The 16439-nt window shown below is 54.2% G+C and carries 15 protein-coding genes and 3 tRNA genes; 10 read left to right on the plus strand and 8 right to left on the minus strand.

Annotated elements, in window-relative coordinates; translation table 11 throughout:
- Positions 1-496 precede the first annotated feature (496 nt).
- Positions 497-1042, minus strand: a complete 546-nt coding sequence (gene syd / locus F153LOC_RS07235; protein WP_102104658.1) for a SecY-interacting protein — start codon at positions 1040-1042, stop codon at positions 497-499.
- 69 nt (positions 1043-1111) lie between these two features.
- Between syd and queF the strand changes: the two genes are divergently transcribed.
- The 5 genes from queF to xni all read left to right on the plus strand — a co-directional run bounded on the left by queF (position 1112) and on the right by xni (position 7520).
- A complete protein-coding gene (gene queF / locus F153LOC_RS07240) occupies positions 1112-1954 on the plus strand; it encodes an NADPH-dependent 7-cyano-7-deazaguanine reductase QueF (protein WP_102104659.1) in 843 nt (280 codons plus the stop codon).
- A gap of 109 nt (positions 1955-2063) precedes the next feature.
- On the plus strand, positions 2064-3428 hold the full coding sequence (gene ppnN / locus F153LOC_RS07245) for a nucleotide 5'-monophosphate nucleosidase PpnN (protein ID WP_102104660.1): 1365 nt from the start codon (positions 2064-2066) through the stop codon (positions 3426-3428).
- A 509-nt stretch (positions 3429-3937) separates the two neighbouring features.
- Entirely contained in the window at positions 3938-5227 is a 1290-nt protein-coding gene (locus F153LOC_RS07250; protein ID WP_100779106.1) for an HAAAP family serine/threonine permease, read from the plus strand.
- Between the two features lie 61 nt (positions 5228-5288).
- A complete protein-coding gene (locus F153LOC_RS07255; protein ID WP_102104661.1) occupies positions 5289-6656 on the plus strand; it encodes an L-serine ammonia-lyase in 1368 nt (455 codons plus the stop codon).
- A gap of 108 nt (positions 6657-6764) precedes the next feature.
- A complete protein-coding gene (gene xni, locus F153LOC_RS07260; protein ID WP_102104662.1) occupies positions 6765-7520 on the plus strand; it encodes a flap endonuclease Xni in 756 nt (251 codons plus the stop codon).
- Between the two features lie 75 nt (positions 7521-7595).
- Here xni and rlmM read toward each other — a convergent pair whose 3' ends face one another.
- The 4 genes from rlmM to F153LOC_RS07280 form a co-directional block, all read right to left on the minus strand.
- Positions 7596-8696: a 23S rRNA (cytidine(2498)-2'-O)-methyltransferase RlmM gene (rlmM, locus tag F153LOC_RS07265; RefSeq protein WP_100779103.1), complete on the minus strand. Its 1101-nt coding sequence runs from the start codon at positions 8694-8696 to the stop codon at positions 7596-7598.
- Entirely contained in the window at positions 8689-9084 is a 396-nt protein-coding gene (locus F153LOC_RS07270; protein ID WP_100779102.1) for a DUF423 domain-containing protein, read from the minus strand. Before F153LOC_RS07270 ends, rlmM begins: the two co-directional genes overlap by 8 nt.
- Positions 9085-9129: 45 nt before the next feature.
- Positions 9130-10044 (minus strand): glycine cleavage system transcriptional regulator GcvA, encoded by a 915-nt coding sequence (gene gcvA / locus F153LOC_RS07275; RefSeq protein WP_095283191.1) that lies wholly within the window; start codon positions 10042-10044, stop codon positions 9130-9132.
- Positions 10045-10393: 349 nt separating this feature from the next.
- Positions 10394-10621, minus strand: a complete 228-nt coding sequence (locus F153LOC_RS07280; protein WP_100779101.1) for a YgdI/YgdR family lipoprotein — start codon at positions 10619-10621, stop codon at positions 10394-10396.
- 191 nt (positions 10622-10812) lie between these two features.
- Here F153LOC_RS07280 and csdA point away from each other — a divergent pair, with 191 nt between their 5' ends.
- Together csdA and csdE are read left to right on the plus strand one after the other, a co-directional pair.
- Positions 10813-12018 carry a cysteine desulfurase CsdA gene (csdA, locus tag F153LOC_RS07285; RefSeq protein ID WP_102104663.1) on the plus strand — a complete coding sequence of 402 codons (1206 nt, stop codon included), beginning with the start codon at positions 10813-10815 and terminating at the stop codon, positions 12016-12018.
- Positions 12018-12464, plus strand: a complete 447-nt coding sequence (gene csdE, locus F153LOC_RS07290) for a cysteine desulfurase sulfur acceptor subunit CsdE (RefSeq protein ID WP_100779099.1) — start codon at positions 12018-12020, stop codon at positions 12462-12464. The genes csdA and csdE overlap by 1 nt, the downstream gene beginning before the upstream one ends.
- Here csdE and tcdA read toward each other — a convergent pair.
- Both tcdA and mltA read right to left on the minus strand, forming a co-directional pair.
- Entirely contained in the window at positions 12455-13261 is an 807-nt protein-coding gene (gene tcdA / locus F153LOC_RS07295; protein ID WP_102104664.1) for a tRNA cyclic N6-threonylcarbamoyladenosine(37) synthase TcdA, read from the minus strand. The two genes, csdE and tcdA, sit on opposite strands and share 10 nt — an antisense overlap.
- Positions 13262-13358: 97 nt before the next feature.
- A complete protein-coding gene (mltA, locus tag F153LOC_RS07300; RefSeq protein WP_100779097.1) occupies positions 13359-14456 on the minus strand; it encodes a murein transglycosylase A in 1098 nt (365 codons plus the stop codon).
- 208 nt (positions 14457-14664) lie between these two features.
- Between mltA and F153LOC_RS07305 the strand changes: the two genes are divergently transcribed.
- The 3 genes from F153LOC_RS07305 (at position 14665) to F153LOC_RS07315 (ending at position 14993) form a co-directional block, all read left to right on the plus strand.
- Positions 14665-14741: transfer RNA gene (locus F153LOC_RS07305), tRNA-Met, on the plus strand.
- Between the two features lie 55 nt (positions 14742-14796).
- A tRNA-Met gene (locus F153LOC_RS07310) sits at positions 14797-14873 on the plus strand.
- Positions 14874-14916: 43 nt separating this feature from the next.
- A tRNA-Met gene (locus F153LOC_RS07315) sits at positions 14917-14993 on the plus strand.
- An 89-nt stretch (positions 14994-15082) separates the two neighbouring features.
- Here F153LOC_RS07315 and amiC read toward each other — a convergent pair.
- Positions 15083-16336 carry an N-acetylmuramoyl-L-alanine amidase AmiC gene (gene amiC / locus F153LOC_RS07320; protein WP_100779096.1) on the minus strand — a complete coding sequence of 418 codons (1254 nt, stop codon included), beginning with the start codon at positions 16334-16336 and terminating at the stop codon, positions 15083-15085.
- Positions 16337-16439: the final 103 nt, after the last annotated feature.

Below are 16439 nucleotides of genomic sequence, written 5' to 3' on the forward strand. Positions count from 1 at the left end.
CGTCCGTGACAACTTTTCCAGTGGCCGTGAGGCCTGATCGTCCGTAACCGCGCATCCTGCTCACATCATCCTGATGTGAATGTTTCATCCTGAAACGTCCTGGCCTTCCTGACCCACCGGGCATCATGTCCGGTTCTCATTCTCCGTCCTGGAGGTGTCCCTTACGCATCCTGCGTGATCCTTTTGCTTCAATCCTGAAGCCTTCCTGCCGCGCCATCCTGACGTGTCCTGTGTGAGTAACGTCATCATCCTGATGTTCGTTTCTCGTGTCGTCATCCTGTCGACGGGATATAGAATCCCCTATTACGCTTCGTCTTACAACCCACCTAATCAGGCTTACCGTTATCATTGTTGCGATGACAACGCGGCATTTACAACCTAACCATATGAAATAAATCGTTATTAAATGAATAACTGATTACGTCATGCGGTTATATGACGGCGATCTCTCACAAGCCTTGTAAGAGATCTCTCACAAAGTCTGTAGCATAACGGATTACAAAACGGGGTCGAGCTGATTAAGGAATTCCGCAAGTGAGGGGGCGAGAACATCGCGTTTGCGGGTGCCGAGCGTCTCTTTGATCACTTCGCCGTTCAGGTTAGCAACAGCGATCACATCCAGTTCGCTGTGGAGCGTCGCGATAAACAGCGTCGGTGCAAGCTTCAGGCGTTTTTGCGTCACCAGATGTCCAATCAAGTTCTCCTGAACTCGCTGGAAATCCTCTTCGCTCCAGGTCTGTAGCAGCGTCATCGTTTGATTGCCGAAACGGGCGCGCATATCCCCGGCAAACTGTGTGGTGTAAAACGCATGAACGGCTGGTTGTACCACAATGTCCATGGCGCGCTCAACCGCATTTACATTCTGCTGTTCCGTGAAGGGCTGTGGCTGCCAGATGATTTTATCGTCGAGCGTCGTAATAATGCACGGTGACGGCACGCCGTATAACTCTTCACTTTGCGGCCATGTGTCATGCTGTTGATGCCATGCATCGCAGTAGCGCGTCGTGAACGCCGTCAGGGCACTTGCAGTCTCAATATCCACCGATTTCTCTCTTCACGTAAGACAGGATAAACTTGTGCCTATAGTTTACCTGCAAAGTGACAATGAAACATGTCTTACGAAAATCATCAGGCGTTATCAGGCTTAACGCTGGGCAAAACCACTGATTACCGCGATACCTATGACGCCACCCTGCTACAGGGCGTTCCACGCAGTCTAAACCGCGATCCACTTGGGCTGTCCGCGAATGCACTGCCGTTTGTCGGCGGTGATATCTGGACGCTTTACGAACTCTCCTGGCTCAACGCGCGCGGTTTGCCGCAGGTCGCCGTGGGCCACGTTGAGCTGGATTACGCCAGCGTGAATCTGGTGGAGTCCAAAAGCTTTAAGCTCTATCTCAACAGCTTTAACCAGACACGTTTTGACTCCTGGGAGGAGGTGCAGCGCACACTGGCGCGCGATCTGAGTGCCTGCGCGCAGGGTGACGTGACCGTGGCGCTGTATCGTCTGAATGAGCTGGAAGGTCAGCCGGTGGCGCATTTCCACGGCACCTGCATTGACGATCAGGAGATCGAGATTGAGAGCTACGAATTCAGTACCGATTATCTGCAAAACGCGGCGGGCGAAAAAGTCGTTGAAGAGACGCTGGTCAGCCATCTGCTGAAATCCAACTGTCTAATCACCCACCAGCCTGACTGGGGCTCAGTGCAAATTCAGTATCGCGGCCCGAAAATTGACCGTGAAAAACTGCTGCGTTATCTGGTGTCGTTCCGCCATCACAACGAGTTTCACGAGCAGTGCGTCGAGCGCATCTTCAATGATATCCAGCGCTTCTGCCAGCCGGAGAAACTGAGCGTATACGCCCGTTACACCCGTCGCGGCGGGCTGGACATTAACCCGTGGCGCACCAATACTGACTTTGTTCCGGCCACCGGACGCCTGGTTCGTCAGTAAATTTGTGAAATATGCGGGCTGTATTCCGCGTCTAAGGTTGTGAAACGTCATAAGCCAGGGCTATTGTAATCAACAGGGAAAGAAGATCTTTATCCCGTAAGGAGCTCACTTGATTACACATATTAGCCCGCTTGGCTCAATGGATATGTTGTCGCAGCTGGAAGTGGACATGCTTAAACGCACGGCCAGCAGTGACCTGTATCAACTGTTTCGCAACTGTTCACTTGCCGTTCTGAACTCCGGAAGTCTGACAGATAACAGTAAAGAGTTGCTGTCTCGCTTTGAAAGCTTTGATATCAACGTGTTGCGCCGCGAGCGTGGCGTGAAGCTTGAAGTGATAAATCCGCCGGAAGAGGCCTTTGTTGATGGGCGGATCATTCGCTCTCTGCAGGCCAACCTGTTCGCCGTGTTGCGCGACATCCTGTTTGTTAACGGACAAATTCACAATGCCGGGCGCTTCCAGCACCTTAATCTGGAAAGCTCGGCACACATGACCAACCTGGTCTTTTCCATTCTGCGTAATGCTCGCGCCCTGCACGTTGGCGAGGCACCTAACATGGTTGTCTGCTGGGGCGGCCACTCTATTAACGAAACTGAATACCTCTACGCACGCCGCGTAGGCACCCAGCTCGGCCTGCGCGAACTGAATATCTGCACCGGTTGTGGTCCTGGCGCGATGGAAGCGCCAATGAAAGGCGCAGCGGTCGGCCACGCGCAGCAGCGCTATAAAGAAGGCCGTTTCATTGGTATGACGGAGCCTTCCATTATCGCGGCCGAGCCACCGAACCCGCTGGTGAATGAGCTGATCATCATGCCGGATATCGAGAAACGTCTCGAAGCCTTCGTGCGTATCGCACACGGGATCATTATCTTCCCGGGCGGCGTCGGAACGGCGGAAGAGCTGCTTTATCTGCTGGGTATTCTGATGAATCCGGCGAATAAAAATCAGGTCTTGCCGCTGATCCTGACCGGGCCAAAAGAGAGCGCCGATTACTTCCGCGTGCTGGATGAGTTTATCGTGCACACCCTGGGCGAAGCGGCGCGTAGCCACTACCGCATTATCATTGACGATGCGGCAGAAGTGGCGCGTCAGATGAAAAAGGCGATGCCGCTGGTCAAAGAGAACCGCCGTGATACGGGCGATGCGTACAGCTTTAACTGGTCGATCCGCATCGCGCCAGACCTTCAGAAGCCGTTCGAACCGTCCCACGAGAATATGGCAAACCTGAAACTGTATCCGGATCAGCCCGTTGAAGTGCTGGCCGCGGATCTGCGTCGTGCGTTCTCCGGCATCGTGGCCGGTAACGTGAAAGAGGTAGGCATTCGCGCCATTGAAGAGTTCGGTCCGTACAAAATCCACGGCGACAGCCAGATGATGCGCCGCATGGACGATCTGCTGCAGGGCTTTGTCGCCCAGCACCGTATGAAGCTGCCCGGCTCGGCCTATATCCCCTGTTATGAGATTTGCGCCTGACCGTCAGTTGCTTTCACTCAATTTAAGCCGGGCACTGCCCGGCTTTTTCATTTCTTCTGATAAAACATAGGCATTACTTATCTTATTTACATTTCCGACGCGAACGCAAACGATTACCTTGATTTTCAAACCGTGATTTATCAGCCTTAATCCAAATTACCTGCAAGAAAAAACTAAAAATCGCCATCTTTACAGCGGAAGCCACGTATCTCGCTGTCCGATCTTTCACGCCGTATGTCGTTAATGGTAGCCTTCGCGCCCGTAAATCCGCTTTGACGTTTTATTAACAGTTTTTTGGTCTAAATATGCCCACTTCAAAAGTGGATTATTGCATTTGGGATCAGGATCACTGATACATTCATTACTTAAATGTATCTTTCCGCCCGCCAATAGTTACGGGCAAAAATTATAAAAAAACCGTCATTGAACGAATTTCATATTACCGTCGGGCCCTTTTTCATCGGAATTGACTAAAAAGCCTGACTAATTGCTTCCTCCAGGAGAAATAGATGGAAACCACTCAAACCAGCACCATTGCTTCGACAGAATCCCGAAGTGGATGGCGCAAAACGGACACCATGTGGATGCTGGGCCTGTACGGTACAGCAATCGGCGCAGGTGTCCTGTTCCTGCCGATCAACGCAGGCGTTGGCGGTCTGATTCCGCTGATCATCATGGCTATCATTGCCTTCCCGATGACTTACTTTGCACACCGCGGCCTGACCCGTTTCGTGCTGTCCGGTAAAAACCCAGGCGAAGACATCACTGAAGTTGTTGAAGAGCACTTCGGCGTTGGCGCAGGTAAACTGATTACCCTGCTCTACTTCTTCGCGATTTACCCGATTCTGCTGGTTTACAGCGTGGCGATTACCAACACCGTTGAAAGCTTCATGACGCACCAGCTGCACATGACGCCGCCACCGCGCGCTATTCTGTCTCTGATCCTTATCGTGGGTATGATGACCATCGTTCGTTTCGGCGAGCAGATGATCGTTAAAGCGATGAGCGTTCTGGTGTTCCCGTTCGTGATTGCCCTGATGGTGCTGGCTTTCTACCTGGTTCCACAGTGGAACGGTGCAGCGCTGGAAACCCTCTCCCTGAGCAGCGCATCGGCAACCGGTAACGGCCTGTTGATGACTCTGTGGCTGGCGATTCCGGTGATGGTCTTCTCCTTCAACCACTCCCCGATCATCTCCTCTTTCGCTGTGGCGAAACGTGAAGAGTACGGTCAGGGCGCAGAGAAGAAGTGCTCCAGCATCCTGGCTCGCGCTCACATCATGATGGTTATTACCGTGATGTTCTTCGTGTTCAGCTGCGTACTGAGCCTCTCCCCGGCGGATCTGGCAGCTGCGAAAGCACAGAACATCTCGATTCTGTCTTACCTGGCTAACCACTTTAACGCACCGCTGATTGCCTGGATGGCGCCAATCATCGCGATTATCGCTATCACCAAATCCTTCCTCGGCCACTACCTTGGCGCACGTGAAGGCTTTAACGGTATGGTGATCAAATCCCTGCGCGGTAAAGGCAAAAGCATTGAAGTTAACAAACTGAACAAAATCACTGCACTGTTCATGCTGTTGACGACCTGGGCTGTGGCGACCATGAACCCGAGCATCCTCGGCATGATCGAAACCCTGGGCGGTCCAATCATCGCGATGATTCTGTTCCTGATGCCGATGTACGCGATTCAGAAAGTCCCGGCAATGCGTAAATACAGCGGCCACATCAGCAACGTCTTCGTTGTGATTATGGGTCTGATTGCCATCTCCGCGATTTTCTTCTCTCTGTTCAGCTAACACCTCCTGCGCCGTCTTCGGACGGCGCACTCCTCCTCTGACTGATAGCAAGGGACGCATCATGATTAGCGTATTCGATATCTTCAAAATCGGTATTGGACCTTCCAGCTCTCATACTGTCGGGCCAATGAAAGCCGGTAAACAATTCACGGATGACTTGATTTCACGCGGCATTCTGCACGACGTCACACGCGTGGTTGTCGATGTTTACGGCTCCCTGTCTCTGACGGGTAAAGGCCACCATACTGACATCGCCATTATTATGGGCCTGGCGGGGAATCTGCCGGACACCGTTGATATTGACGCAATTCCTGGATTCATTCAGGACGTGAATACTCATGGCCGCCTGCTGCTGGCAAACGGTGACCATGAAGTCGAGTTCCCGGTTGATAAGTGCATGAACTTCCATGCCGACAACCTCTCCCTGCACGAGAACGGTATGCGTATTACCGCGCTGGCAGGCGAAAAGGCGATTTACAGCCAAACCTATTACTCCATCGGCGGCGGTTTTATCGTCGACGAAGACCACTTTGGTCAGGCCAGCAACTCTTCCGTTGAGGTACCTTACCCGTACAAAAATGCGGCGGATTTACAGCGTCATTGTCAGGAAAGCGGCTTGTCACTTTCTGGTCTGATGATGAAAAATGAGCTGGCGTTGCACAGCAAAGAAGAGCTGGAACAGCACTTCAAAAACGTCTGGGATGTGATGCGCGGCGGTATCGAGCGCGGCATCACCACCGAAGGCGTGCTGCCGGGCAAACTGCGCGTACCGCGTCGTGCTGCGGCGCTGCGCCGTATGTTGGTGAGCACCGACAAAACCACCACCGACCCGATGGCGGTCGTTGACTGGATCAACATGTTCGCGCTGGCGGTTAACGAAGAAAACGCCGCAGGCGGGCGTGTGGTTACCGCACCGACTAACGGCGCGTGCGGTATCGTTCCGGCGGTGCTGGCGTACTACGATAAGTTTATCCGTGAAGTGAACGCTAACTCGCTGGCGCGCTATCTGCTCGTCACCAGCGCGATTGGCTCACTGTATAAGATGAATGCCTCGATCTCTGGCGCTGAAGTGGGCTGCCAGGGTGAAGTCGGCGTGGCTTGTTCCATGGCGGCAGCGGGTCTGACGGAACTGCTGGGCGGTAGCCCAACGCAGGTCTGTATCGCGGCGGAAATCGGCATGGAGCACAACCTCGGACTGACCTGTGACCCGGTTGCTGGTCAGGTGCAGGTACCGTGCATTGAGCGTAACGCGATTGCCTCCGTTAAAGCGGTGAACGCCGCGCGTATGGCCCTGCGCCGTACCAGTGAGCCGCGCGTTTGCCTCGATAAGGTTATCGAAACCATGTACGAGACCGGCAAAGATATGAATGCCAAATACCGCGAAACCTCTCGCGGCGGGCTGGCCATGAAAATCGTGACCTGCGATTAAACCTGTGCGCCTCGCTTTTGCGAGGCGCCTTCCCAATTCCCACGCCTCTCGTAGTTTCATCCTGCTGACAGTGTTACCCTTTATTCATTAACAGAAGGGAGATTATCTGTGGCTGTTCATTTGCTTATTGTCGACGCGCTCAACCTGATTCGCCGTATTCATGCGGTGCAAGGCACACCCTGCAAGGACACTTGCCTGCATGCGCTGGAGCAGCTTATTCGCCACAGCCAGCCCACTCACGCAGTGGCCGTTTTCGACGACGAAGCACGTAACACAGGCTGGCGGCACCAGCGTTTACCGGATTACAAAGCCGGACGCGCACCGATGCCCGACGATCTCCACGCCGAAATGCCCGCCATTCGCGCCGCCTTTGAAACACGCGGTGTACCGTGCTGGGGCGCGCATGGCAACGAAGCCGACGACCTGGCTGCGACGCTGGCGATAAAAGTTGCGGGCGCCGGGCATCAGGCCACCATCGTCTCCACCGACAAAGGCTACTGCCAGCTACTCTCACCGACCATTCGTATTCGCGATTACTTTCAAAAGCGCTGGCTCGATGCCCCTTTTATCGCCAGTGAATTTGGCGTCTCGCCGCAACAGCTGCCTGACTACTGGGGGCTTGCCGGGATCAGCAGCTCGAAAGTGCCGGGCGTGGCCGGGATTGGCCCCAAAAGTGCTGCGCAGCTGTTAACGGATTTTCAGGATCTGGAAGGGATTTACGCCCACCTGGAGAATGTTCCCGAGAAGTGGCGCAAGAAGCTGGAAGCGCATAAAGAGATGGCGTTTATCTGCCGGGATGTGGCGCGGTTACAGACGGATTTGCAGTTAGACGGGAATTTGCAGCAGTTGCGGCTGGAGCGGTAGGTTCAGGTCAGAAAGTTGCCGGAGGACCTGGAGTGTGCCCGATAAGCATAGCGCTACCGGGCACACAGACAGGCGTTATCGCTCGTCGCGACGTCCACCCACGGCAGCCCACCAGCGGCGGACGTGCACGGTCACTTCTTCACGGTCGTGATAAAGCTGACGCGCTTGGATTTCAGCATTGATCCCCTGGGCATTCAGCTGTTCCTGGATATACGCCAGATTCTGAGAGACCTCTTCATAGCGCTTTTTCATCGGCAGCTTAAGGTTGAAGATCGTCTCGCGACACCAGCCGTTCACCAGCCAGGTTGCCATCAGCGCGGCCACTTTCGCCGGTTTCTCCACCATATCGCACACCATCCAGGTGATGTTGTTACGGGTCGGGCGATAGCGGAAACCATCTTCACGCAGCCAGGTCACCTGCCCGGTATCCATCAGGCTTTGCGCCATAGGGCCGTTATCGACAGACGAAACCCACATGTTGCGTTTGACCAGCTGATAGGTCCAGCCGCCAGGGCAAGCGCCCAGATCCACGGCATACATCCCGTTCGCCAGGCGCTCATCCCACTCATCGGCAGGAATAAAGACGTGGAACGCCTCTTCCAGTTTGAGCGTAGAACGGCTTGGCGCATCGGACGGGAATTTAAGACGCGGGATACCCATATAAAACGGCGAGTTGTTCGTCGTGTAGGAGTAACCGGTGTAACAACAGCCCGGCGCAATAAAGAAGACATGCACCACCGGACGTTTTGGCGTCTCGTAGTTTGTCAGCACGCCCACCTCACGCAGCGCAGCGCGCAGCGGAACGGTGAACTTGCGGCAAAACTTCATTAGCTCTTTGCTTTCGTTGGTGTCAGCCACTTCAACACGCAGATCGCCGCCCTTCTCCACCACGCCCTGCAGCATGCCAGAGATAGGGGAAATACGATCTTCTGGCGGCAAATCGGTCAGCAGTTCGCCCGCGGCAAACATCTGACGGGCAAAAATCAACGAGCTGAACGGTAACTTGCTAACGATCTTATCCGCATCGTCAGGCTGATAGCATTCGAACACCACGTAGCCCGAGTGCTCTTTGACGCGGGCAAAGCCGAAGACTTCCAGACGTGACGCTTTGTCAGTAATTTCCGCGGCGCACTCTTTCTCAAACCCCGGGCGACAATATAAAACAACCTTACTCATGAACAACGCCCCTGCGTTTCAGACGGATAGCTCCGATAAACATCAATACCCACCCGGCGAGGAAACTGACGCCGCCGACGGGTGTAACAAACGCCCAAAGGCGCAAATGTGAAAGTGCGAGGCAGTACAAACTGCCGCTGAACAGAACGGTCCCCAGTGCGAGGAATACGCTGCTCCAGTAGAACCAAATGCTAATGCGACGCTGCATTGCCACCGCCAGCCCAAAAATAGCCAGCGTGTGAAATGCCTGATACTCAAGGCCGGTTTGAATCCAGCCCATTTCGACGACCCCTAAGGTCTTACTCAACACATGCGCGCCGAACGCGCCCAGTGCGACAAAAATAAAGCCACTCACCGCGGCAAAAATCAGCATGAAACGGCTGGTCATGTTTCTGTCCTAAAGTTATGCGTGCCCGGCACACAAAAGAGATGATTACTCATAACGAAAGCGGAATTTTTCTTGTTCATGTGCCGCCTTCGCCAGTATCCACTGCCGGAAGGCGGCTATTTTACCCAGTTCTGCCTGACTGTCATGACAAACCAGATAAAACGCATTCTTGCTGACCAGAACATCATTAAACGGACAGACCAGGCGGCCTGCCTCAATTTCGGACTGCGCCATCACGTTGTTTGCCAACGCCACGCCCTGTCCGTGAATGGCAGCCTGTAACACCATCGCGCTGTGGCTAAAGATGGGGCCATGCTGCACATTAATATGATTAAGACCCAACTGGCGGGTATAAGTTTGCCAGTCGCGGCGAGAAGCATCATGTAAAAGTGTATGTTGCGCCAGATCGGCAGGCGTTTTCAACGCTTTGTCGCCGGTCAGCAGCAGCGGGGAGCACACCGGCAGGAGATATTCTGCGTATAATTTTTCAACACGCAAGCCCGGCCAGTTGCCGCGACCGTAAAAAATAGCGACGTCGACATCGTCCGCCAGTTTGTCTTCCTGACGGTCCACCGCCTGGATCCTGACGTCGATTCCCGGATAAGCTGAGTTAAAGCTAGAGAGTCGTGGCACCAGCCAATGAATGGCAAAACTGGGCAATAAACTGACCGTCAGCGCACCTTTAGCGCTTCGCGCCTGCAGTTTGCGCGTCGCCTCAGTGAGCTGGGAAAAAATGTCTTTGATATCCTGAAAATAGCTCTGCCCTTCTTCCGTCAGAAGCAGGGAGCGGTTACGGCGGCGAAACAGCTTAAGCCCCAGGAAATCCTCCAGAGACTTGATTTGATGACTTACTGCGGCCTGCGTCACAAAAAGCTCATCGGCCGCGCGCGTGAAGCTCAGATGGCGTGCTGCAGCATCAAAAACGCGTAATGCATTTAGGGGTGGTAATCGCTTCGACATGGGTATTAGGCTTAGATGTTAAAGGTATTTAACACATAGGAAACAACGTTTAACCTATTAGTTTTTTTTATCTGAGCCATTATAATTTGTCCGTTGAGGAACTACCAGCAAATACCTATAGTGGCGGCACTTCCTGAGCCGGAACGAAAAGCTTTTTTTGGAATGCGTGTTCTGAAGGGCTTTTGGCTTACGGTTGTGATGTTGTGTTGTTGTGTTTGCAATTGGTCTGCAATTCAGATCACGGTAGCGAAGCTACCCTTTTTTCACTTCCTGTACATTTACCCTGTCTGTCCATAGTGATTAATGTAGCACCGCCTATTTGCGGTGCTTTTTTTTGGTCTAAAATCTGTTACTTATCCAGTTCAACCATCTCTTTCACGTCAGTACGGTTGATCTGCTGCTTGTTCCCGTTCGCATCTTTATACGAGATCATCCCGGTCTCATTATCGGTTTTTGGCTTCCCGTCAGAGACGATAGTTCGGCCATCATTGGTATGCATCACGTAGTTGTTACCAGAACAGGCGCTCAGGGCAAAAGTAAATACACAGGCAGAAATGATTGCGGCAGTCTTGTTCATAATTTTCTCCTTTAGCAATTAATGCTATTCAATCCTAGTTTTAAAACAGGCTAAAACATTCACCTAACACTATTCAGCATAACCTGCTTCTCAAGACCTGCCAGGACAAACAGACAATTCCGATAGCGATCAACAACCTTGCCCTGCCGCCGAAATTGCGCGACGATCTCCATATTGATATGAGGAATTCCATGAACGCTTTCAGTCCTGCGCATTTTCGCGCACAGTTTCCGGCGCTGGCCGATGCCGGTGTTTATCTCGACAGTGCCGCCACAGCGCTCAAGCCGCAGGCCGTGATTGACGCGACAAATCAGTTCTACAGCCTGAGCGCCGGGAATGTGCATCGCAGCCAGTTTGCCGAGGCGCAGCGTTTGACCGCGCGCTATGAAGCTGCCCGCGATCAGGTCGCGCGTCTGCTGAACGCCGAAAGCGGTAAAAATATCGTCTGGACGCGTGGCACCACCGAGGCAATCAATATGGTCGCCCAGTGCTACGCTCGCCCGCTCCTGCAACCGGGCGACGAGATTATCGTGAGCGAGGCCGAGCACCATGCCAATTTAGTGCCGTGGCTGATGGTCGCGGAACAAACGGGCACCCGGATCGTAAAACTGCCGTTGGGCGCGGATTTACTGCCCGATGTCGGGCGTTTACCCGAGCTCATCACCCCGCGCAGCCGAATTCTGGCCCTCGGGCAAATGTCGAATGTCACCGGCGGTTGCCCGGATCTGGCCCGTGCCGTTGAAATGGCACACCGCCACGGCATGGTTGTGATGGTCGACGGCGCGCAGGGCGTTGTACATTTCCCGGCGGATGTCCGCAAACTGGATATCGACTTTTACGCTTTCTCCGGCCATAAGCTTTACGCCCCAACCGGGATCGGCGCGCTGTATGGCAAACCGGAACTGCTGGCACAAATGACTCCGTGGCTGGGCGGCGGAAAGATGATCACCGAAGTGACCTTTGACGGTTTCAAAACCCAGGAGCTCCCTTACCGCCTCGAAGCCGGTACGCCAAACGTGGCGGGCGTGATAGGGCTGAGCGCCGCGCTGGGGTGGCTTGCTGAGACGGACGTCGAACAAGCCGAAAGCTGGAGCCGTGGGCTGGCCACACTTGCAGAAGAAGAGTTAAAAAAACGTCCCGGATTCCGCTCGTTCCGCGTCCAGGATTCCAGCCTGCTGGCGTTTGATTTTGCCGGTGTTCACCACAGCGATATGGTGACCCTGCTGGCCGGATACGGTATCGCCCTGCGCGCTGGGCAGCACTGTGCACAGCCGTTGCTTGCAGCACTCGGCGTCAGTGGCACGCTGCGCGCCTCGTTTGCCCCCTACAACACGCAAAGCGACGTTCATGCCCTGGTGGCGGCCGTCGATCGCGCCCTTGAACTCCTGGTGGATTAATGACGAGCTCATCCTTAGCCGGACACCCTTTCGGCAGCGTAATCACTGAAGAGACGCTGAGACAGACGTTCCTCCCGCTCACCCAGTGGGAAGATAAATATCGACAGCTGATTTTACTGGGCAAGCAACTCCCCACACTTTCTGATGCGTTAAAAGCGCAGGCGAAAGAAATTCCAGGCTGCGAAAATCGCGTCTGGCTGGGTGTGACGACATCCGGGGAGAAGCTGCATTTCTTTGGCGACAGCGAAGGGCGGATCGTGCGCGGTTTACTGGCAGTTCTGCTCACCGCCGTGGAAGGCAAAAGCGCCCGGCAATTGCTGGATGGCGATCCGTTGGCGCTGTTTGACGAGCTGGGGCTGCGCGGACAACTGAGCGCCTCACGCAGCCAGGGCCTGTCCGCATTGAGCGAAGCGGTGCTGAACGCCGCCCGTCAGGTTCAGGCCTGACGGTTGGCTTTGGCCATCATTTTCTTCAGGGCGTGAGAGACAGCGACAAAACCAAAGGTTGCGGTGACCATTGTCGCCGCGCCAAAGCCTGAGGCGCAGTCCATTCGTTTCGGCCCTTCCGCGGTGCTTTTCATGGCACAGACGGAGCCATCTGCCTGCGGATAGACCAGCGCTTCAGTTGAGAACACGCAGTCTACCCCCAGCTTACCTTTACTGTTTTTCACCACGTTAAAATCGTTTTTCAGCCTTTCACGCAGTTTAGCCGCCAGCGGATCCTGAATGGTTTTCGCCAGATCCGTCACCTGGATCTGCGTCGGATCGATTTGACCGCCCGCCCCGCCTGTGGTCACTAATGGGATCTTGTAGCGTCGGCAGTAGGCAATCAGGGCCGCTTTCGGACGCACGCTGTCGATCGCATCAATCACGTAGCTAAAGCCGGTGCCCAGGTATTGCGCCACATTATCGGCGGTGACGAAATCATCAATCACCGTGACGCGACATTCCGGGTTAATCAGGCGGATGCGCTCTGCCATCACTTCCGCTTTCGCCAGGCCAACGTTATCGCGCAGGGCGTGGATCTGACGGTTGGTGTTGGTGACGCAAACATCATCCATATCAATAAGAGTAATCGCGCCAATGCCGGTACGCGCCAGCGCCTCGGCCGCCCAGGAGCCGACTCCGCCAATACCGACCACGCAGACGTGCGCATCCGCAAACAGTTGCAGGGCTTTTTCACCATATAAACGCGCCGTACCGCCAAAACGTTGACGCCAGGCATCGCTGATTAACGCAGACATAAGACCTCAGGATGTAAAAAGGGTGAGGTTTTATCCTCACCCTGTCCTTCTCCATCACAGGAGAAGGCGGTAAATATTACGCGCTAGATTACCACATTCAGCCGCTGAAAACGTTGCCAGCACTTGCTGCGGGTTTGAGAACCCATACGCGTCCATAATGGTTATACCAGCCCGCACGATGGCCCGCATCCGCACCAATGCCCTGATAAATATCGAAGTGCTGGCCTTTAATGGCCCCACCGACATCCAGCGCCACCATCAGGCGTAATTCATACTGACCGCTGAATTTGCCGTTGTTGTCCAGGGTCGGCACTTCTGCCAACAGCGTGGTGCCCGGCGGAATAATAGAACGATCGGAAGCCACGGATGCACGTCCAATCAACGGAACCGCGCTGGCCCCTTTCACCGGTGCGTAATTTTGCGGTTTAAAGAAGACGAAGGACGGGTTCTGCTCCAGCAGCTCACGCACTTCCGCTTCGCTGTGCTTTTCGCCCCACTCGCGAATAGCCTGCATCGACATATCTTCTTTCTTAACTTCCCCGCGATCGATCAGCACTTTGCCGATACTGCGGTAGGCGTGGCCATTTTTACCGGAATAGCTAAAGAAGTTAAGAGGTGAACCATCACCGAAATCTATATACCCGCTGCCCTGCACATCCATGATGAAGTTATCCATCAGCGAGTTACTGTAGGCCAGCACATACGTTTCGTTCAGCGCACCGGAATAGATCTCTGCGCGAGACGGCAGGCGGCCACGCTTTGGCGGCATGCGGTAAATAGGATACTGGAACTCTCCCTGACGGGTGTGTCGCGCCTGAACCACCGGCGTGTAGTAACCGGTGAACTGGACGTTACCGTAGTTATCGGCCCCTTCCATCTGCCAGGCATCAATGCCGTACTGGCGCATAGTGCGCGTATCGCCGCCTGCACGCAGCCAGTCCTGAACGGCGTTGTAGACGCTGTTCTGCGAGCCATACAGACGCGGTGACGCGGTGCGGATCTGGCTGACCTGCTCAGCGAAGTCACCCGCGTTGATCGGCGCACCCACGGCATCCGGCTGGTTAACTAAAGAGAAAGGCTGGGTAAATTTCCCGTCTTTATATTGCTGACCGCGATCGGTCGGTTTAGAGGAGCAGGCCGCAAGAATCGCTACCATTGCGCCCGTCATCAGATACTTCGCCCATCGTCCTTTCATTATATCTCGTCTTAAAGTTGCCCTGAGTCTCTATAAAGAAGATAACAAACCCCTCAGGCTATTGAAATCTGATAGCGCATCCTGAGGCAGGATTTGCGCATTAATCGTCCGAACAGGGCGATGTCGTTCATTTTACATACTAATTTTGGTATTTATGAGAAAAAGGGTTGCATCAAAAACCTATCCGAGTATAGTGCGCATCCACGGACGCGGGGTGGAGCAGCCTGGTAGCTCGTCGGGCTCATAACCCGAAGGTCGTCAGTTCAAATCTGGCCCCCGCAACCAATTAAAATTTGATGCAGTAAATTTCTACGATGTTTTTGCTCAGTAGAAAGACGGACGCGGGGTGGAGCAGCCTGGTAGCTCGTCGGGCTCATAACCCGAAGGTCGTCGGTTCAAATCCGGCCCCCGCAACCAATCAAGTTTTAAGCAGTAGTATGTAAAATAGAAGAAAGACGGACGCGGGGTGGAGCAGCCCGGTAGCTCGTCGGGCTCATAACCCGAAGGTCGTCAGTTCAAATCTGGCCCCCGCAACCAATTCTTCGAAAAACAATAGACACCCTCAAGGGTGTTTTTTTGTATCTGCAGTTTGTGGATTTGCCGGGCGTGAACCCGGCTCATGCCATCTACCCTCTTCTGGCCAGCGTCGCGCCATCCGAGAAATACGCCTTAATCCCCGCCAGAATCGACTCTGCCACTTCCTGCTGGAATTTCGCGGTCTTGAGCTTACGCTCCTCTTCGACGTTACTGATAAACGCCGTTTCGACCAGAATCGACGGGATATCCGGCGCCTTCAGCACCGCAAAGCCCGCCTGCTCAACGCTGTTTTTATGCAGCTTGTTCACATTCCCGAGTTTACTCAGCACCGCTTTACCAAATTTCAGACTGTCGGTAATGGTGAGCGACTGCACCATGTCGAACATCGTGTGATCGACATAGCGATCGCCACTCTTGCTCACCCCACCAATCAGGTCAGAGGCGTTCTGGGAATCCGCCAGCAGTCGCGCCGCGGTACTGGTCGCCCCTTTGGTCGACAGGGCAAAGACCGACGAACCGCTCGGCTGTCTGCTGGTAAAGGCATCGGCGTGAATGGAGACAAACAGGTCAGCGCGCTGTTTCTGCGCTTTCGCCACGCGCACTTTCAGCGGAATGAACACATCTTCATTACGCGTCATATACGCCCGCATGTTGCCCTCTTTATCGATCAACGCCTTCAGACGGCGACCAATCTGCAACACCACGTCTTTTTCACGCGTTCGATATTTCCCGACCGCTCCGGAGTCTTCTCCGCCGTGGCCAGGATCGAGCATGATCACAATCGGGCGATCGCGCCCCGCTTTACCCGGCTGCGGGCCACTCTGAGCAGGAGGAACCTGCCTCTCAAGATCGCCTTTGTTGTAATCTTCCAGTAAGGCGAGGAGTGGATCCTGAATGTCCGTCGCATTAGCCGGATAGAGATCCATCACCAGACGCTCTTTAAAACCGGCCACCGGAGCCAGCGCAAACAGCTGCGGTTTAACGTTCTGCTTCAGCTCGAACACCATGCGCACGGTTTGCGGATCAAACTGGCCGACGCGGGCAGATTTAATGTAAGGATCATCGCCACGGATCTGCGCCCCCATGCCTTTCAGCACCGAGTTCAGATTTACGCCCTCGATATCCACCACCACACGCTCAGGATTGCTCAACGCAAACTGTTTGTATTTCAGTACCTGATTAGACTCTACCGTCACGCGCGTATAGGTCGAAGACGGCCAGACACGCACTGCCACCACCTGACTGACGGCGGCGAATGCAACCTGGCTGACGCTCAGCAACCACATCGCCCCGGCCCCTTGTAACAAGCGGCGGCGGCTTATTGTTGATTTGGATCCCGACATGCTTCTCCCGAGCAAGAAAACGAATTTATCTACAAAACGTCCAAATTGACCGAAAACTTTAGCGAATGATGCATAACCTGTCATCTATAAAAGGGTAAACAAT

The organism is Lelliottia sp. F153, assembly GCF_002870005.1.
Taxonomy (GTDB): Bacteria; Pseudomonadota; Gammaproteobacteria; order Enterobacterales; family Enterobacteriaceae; genus Enterobacter; species Enterobacter nimipressuralis.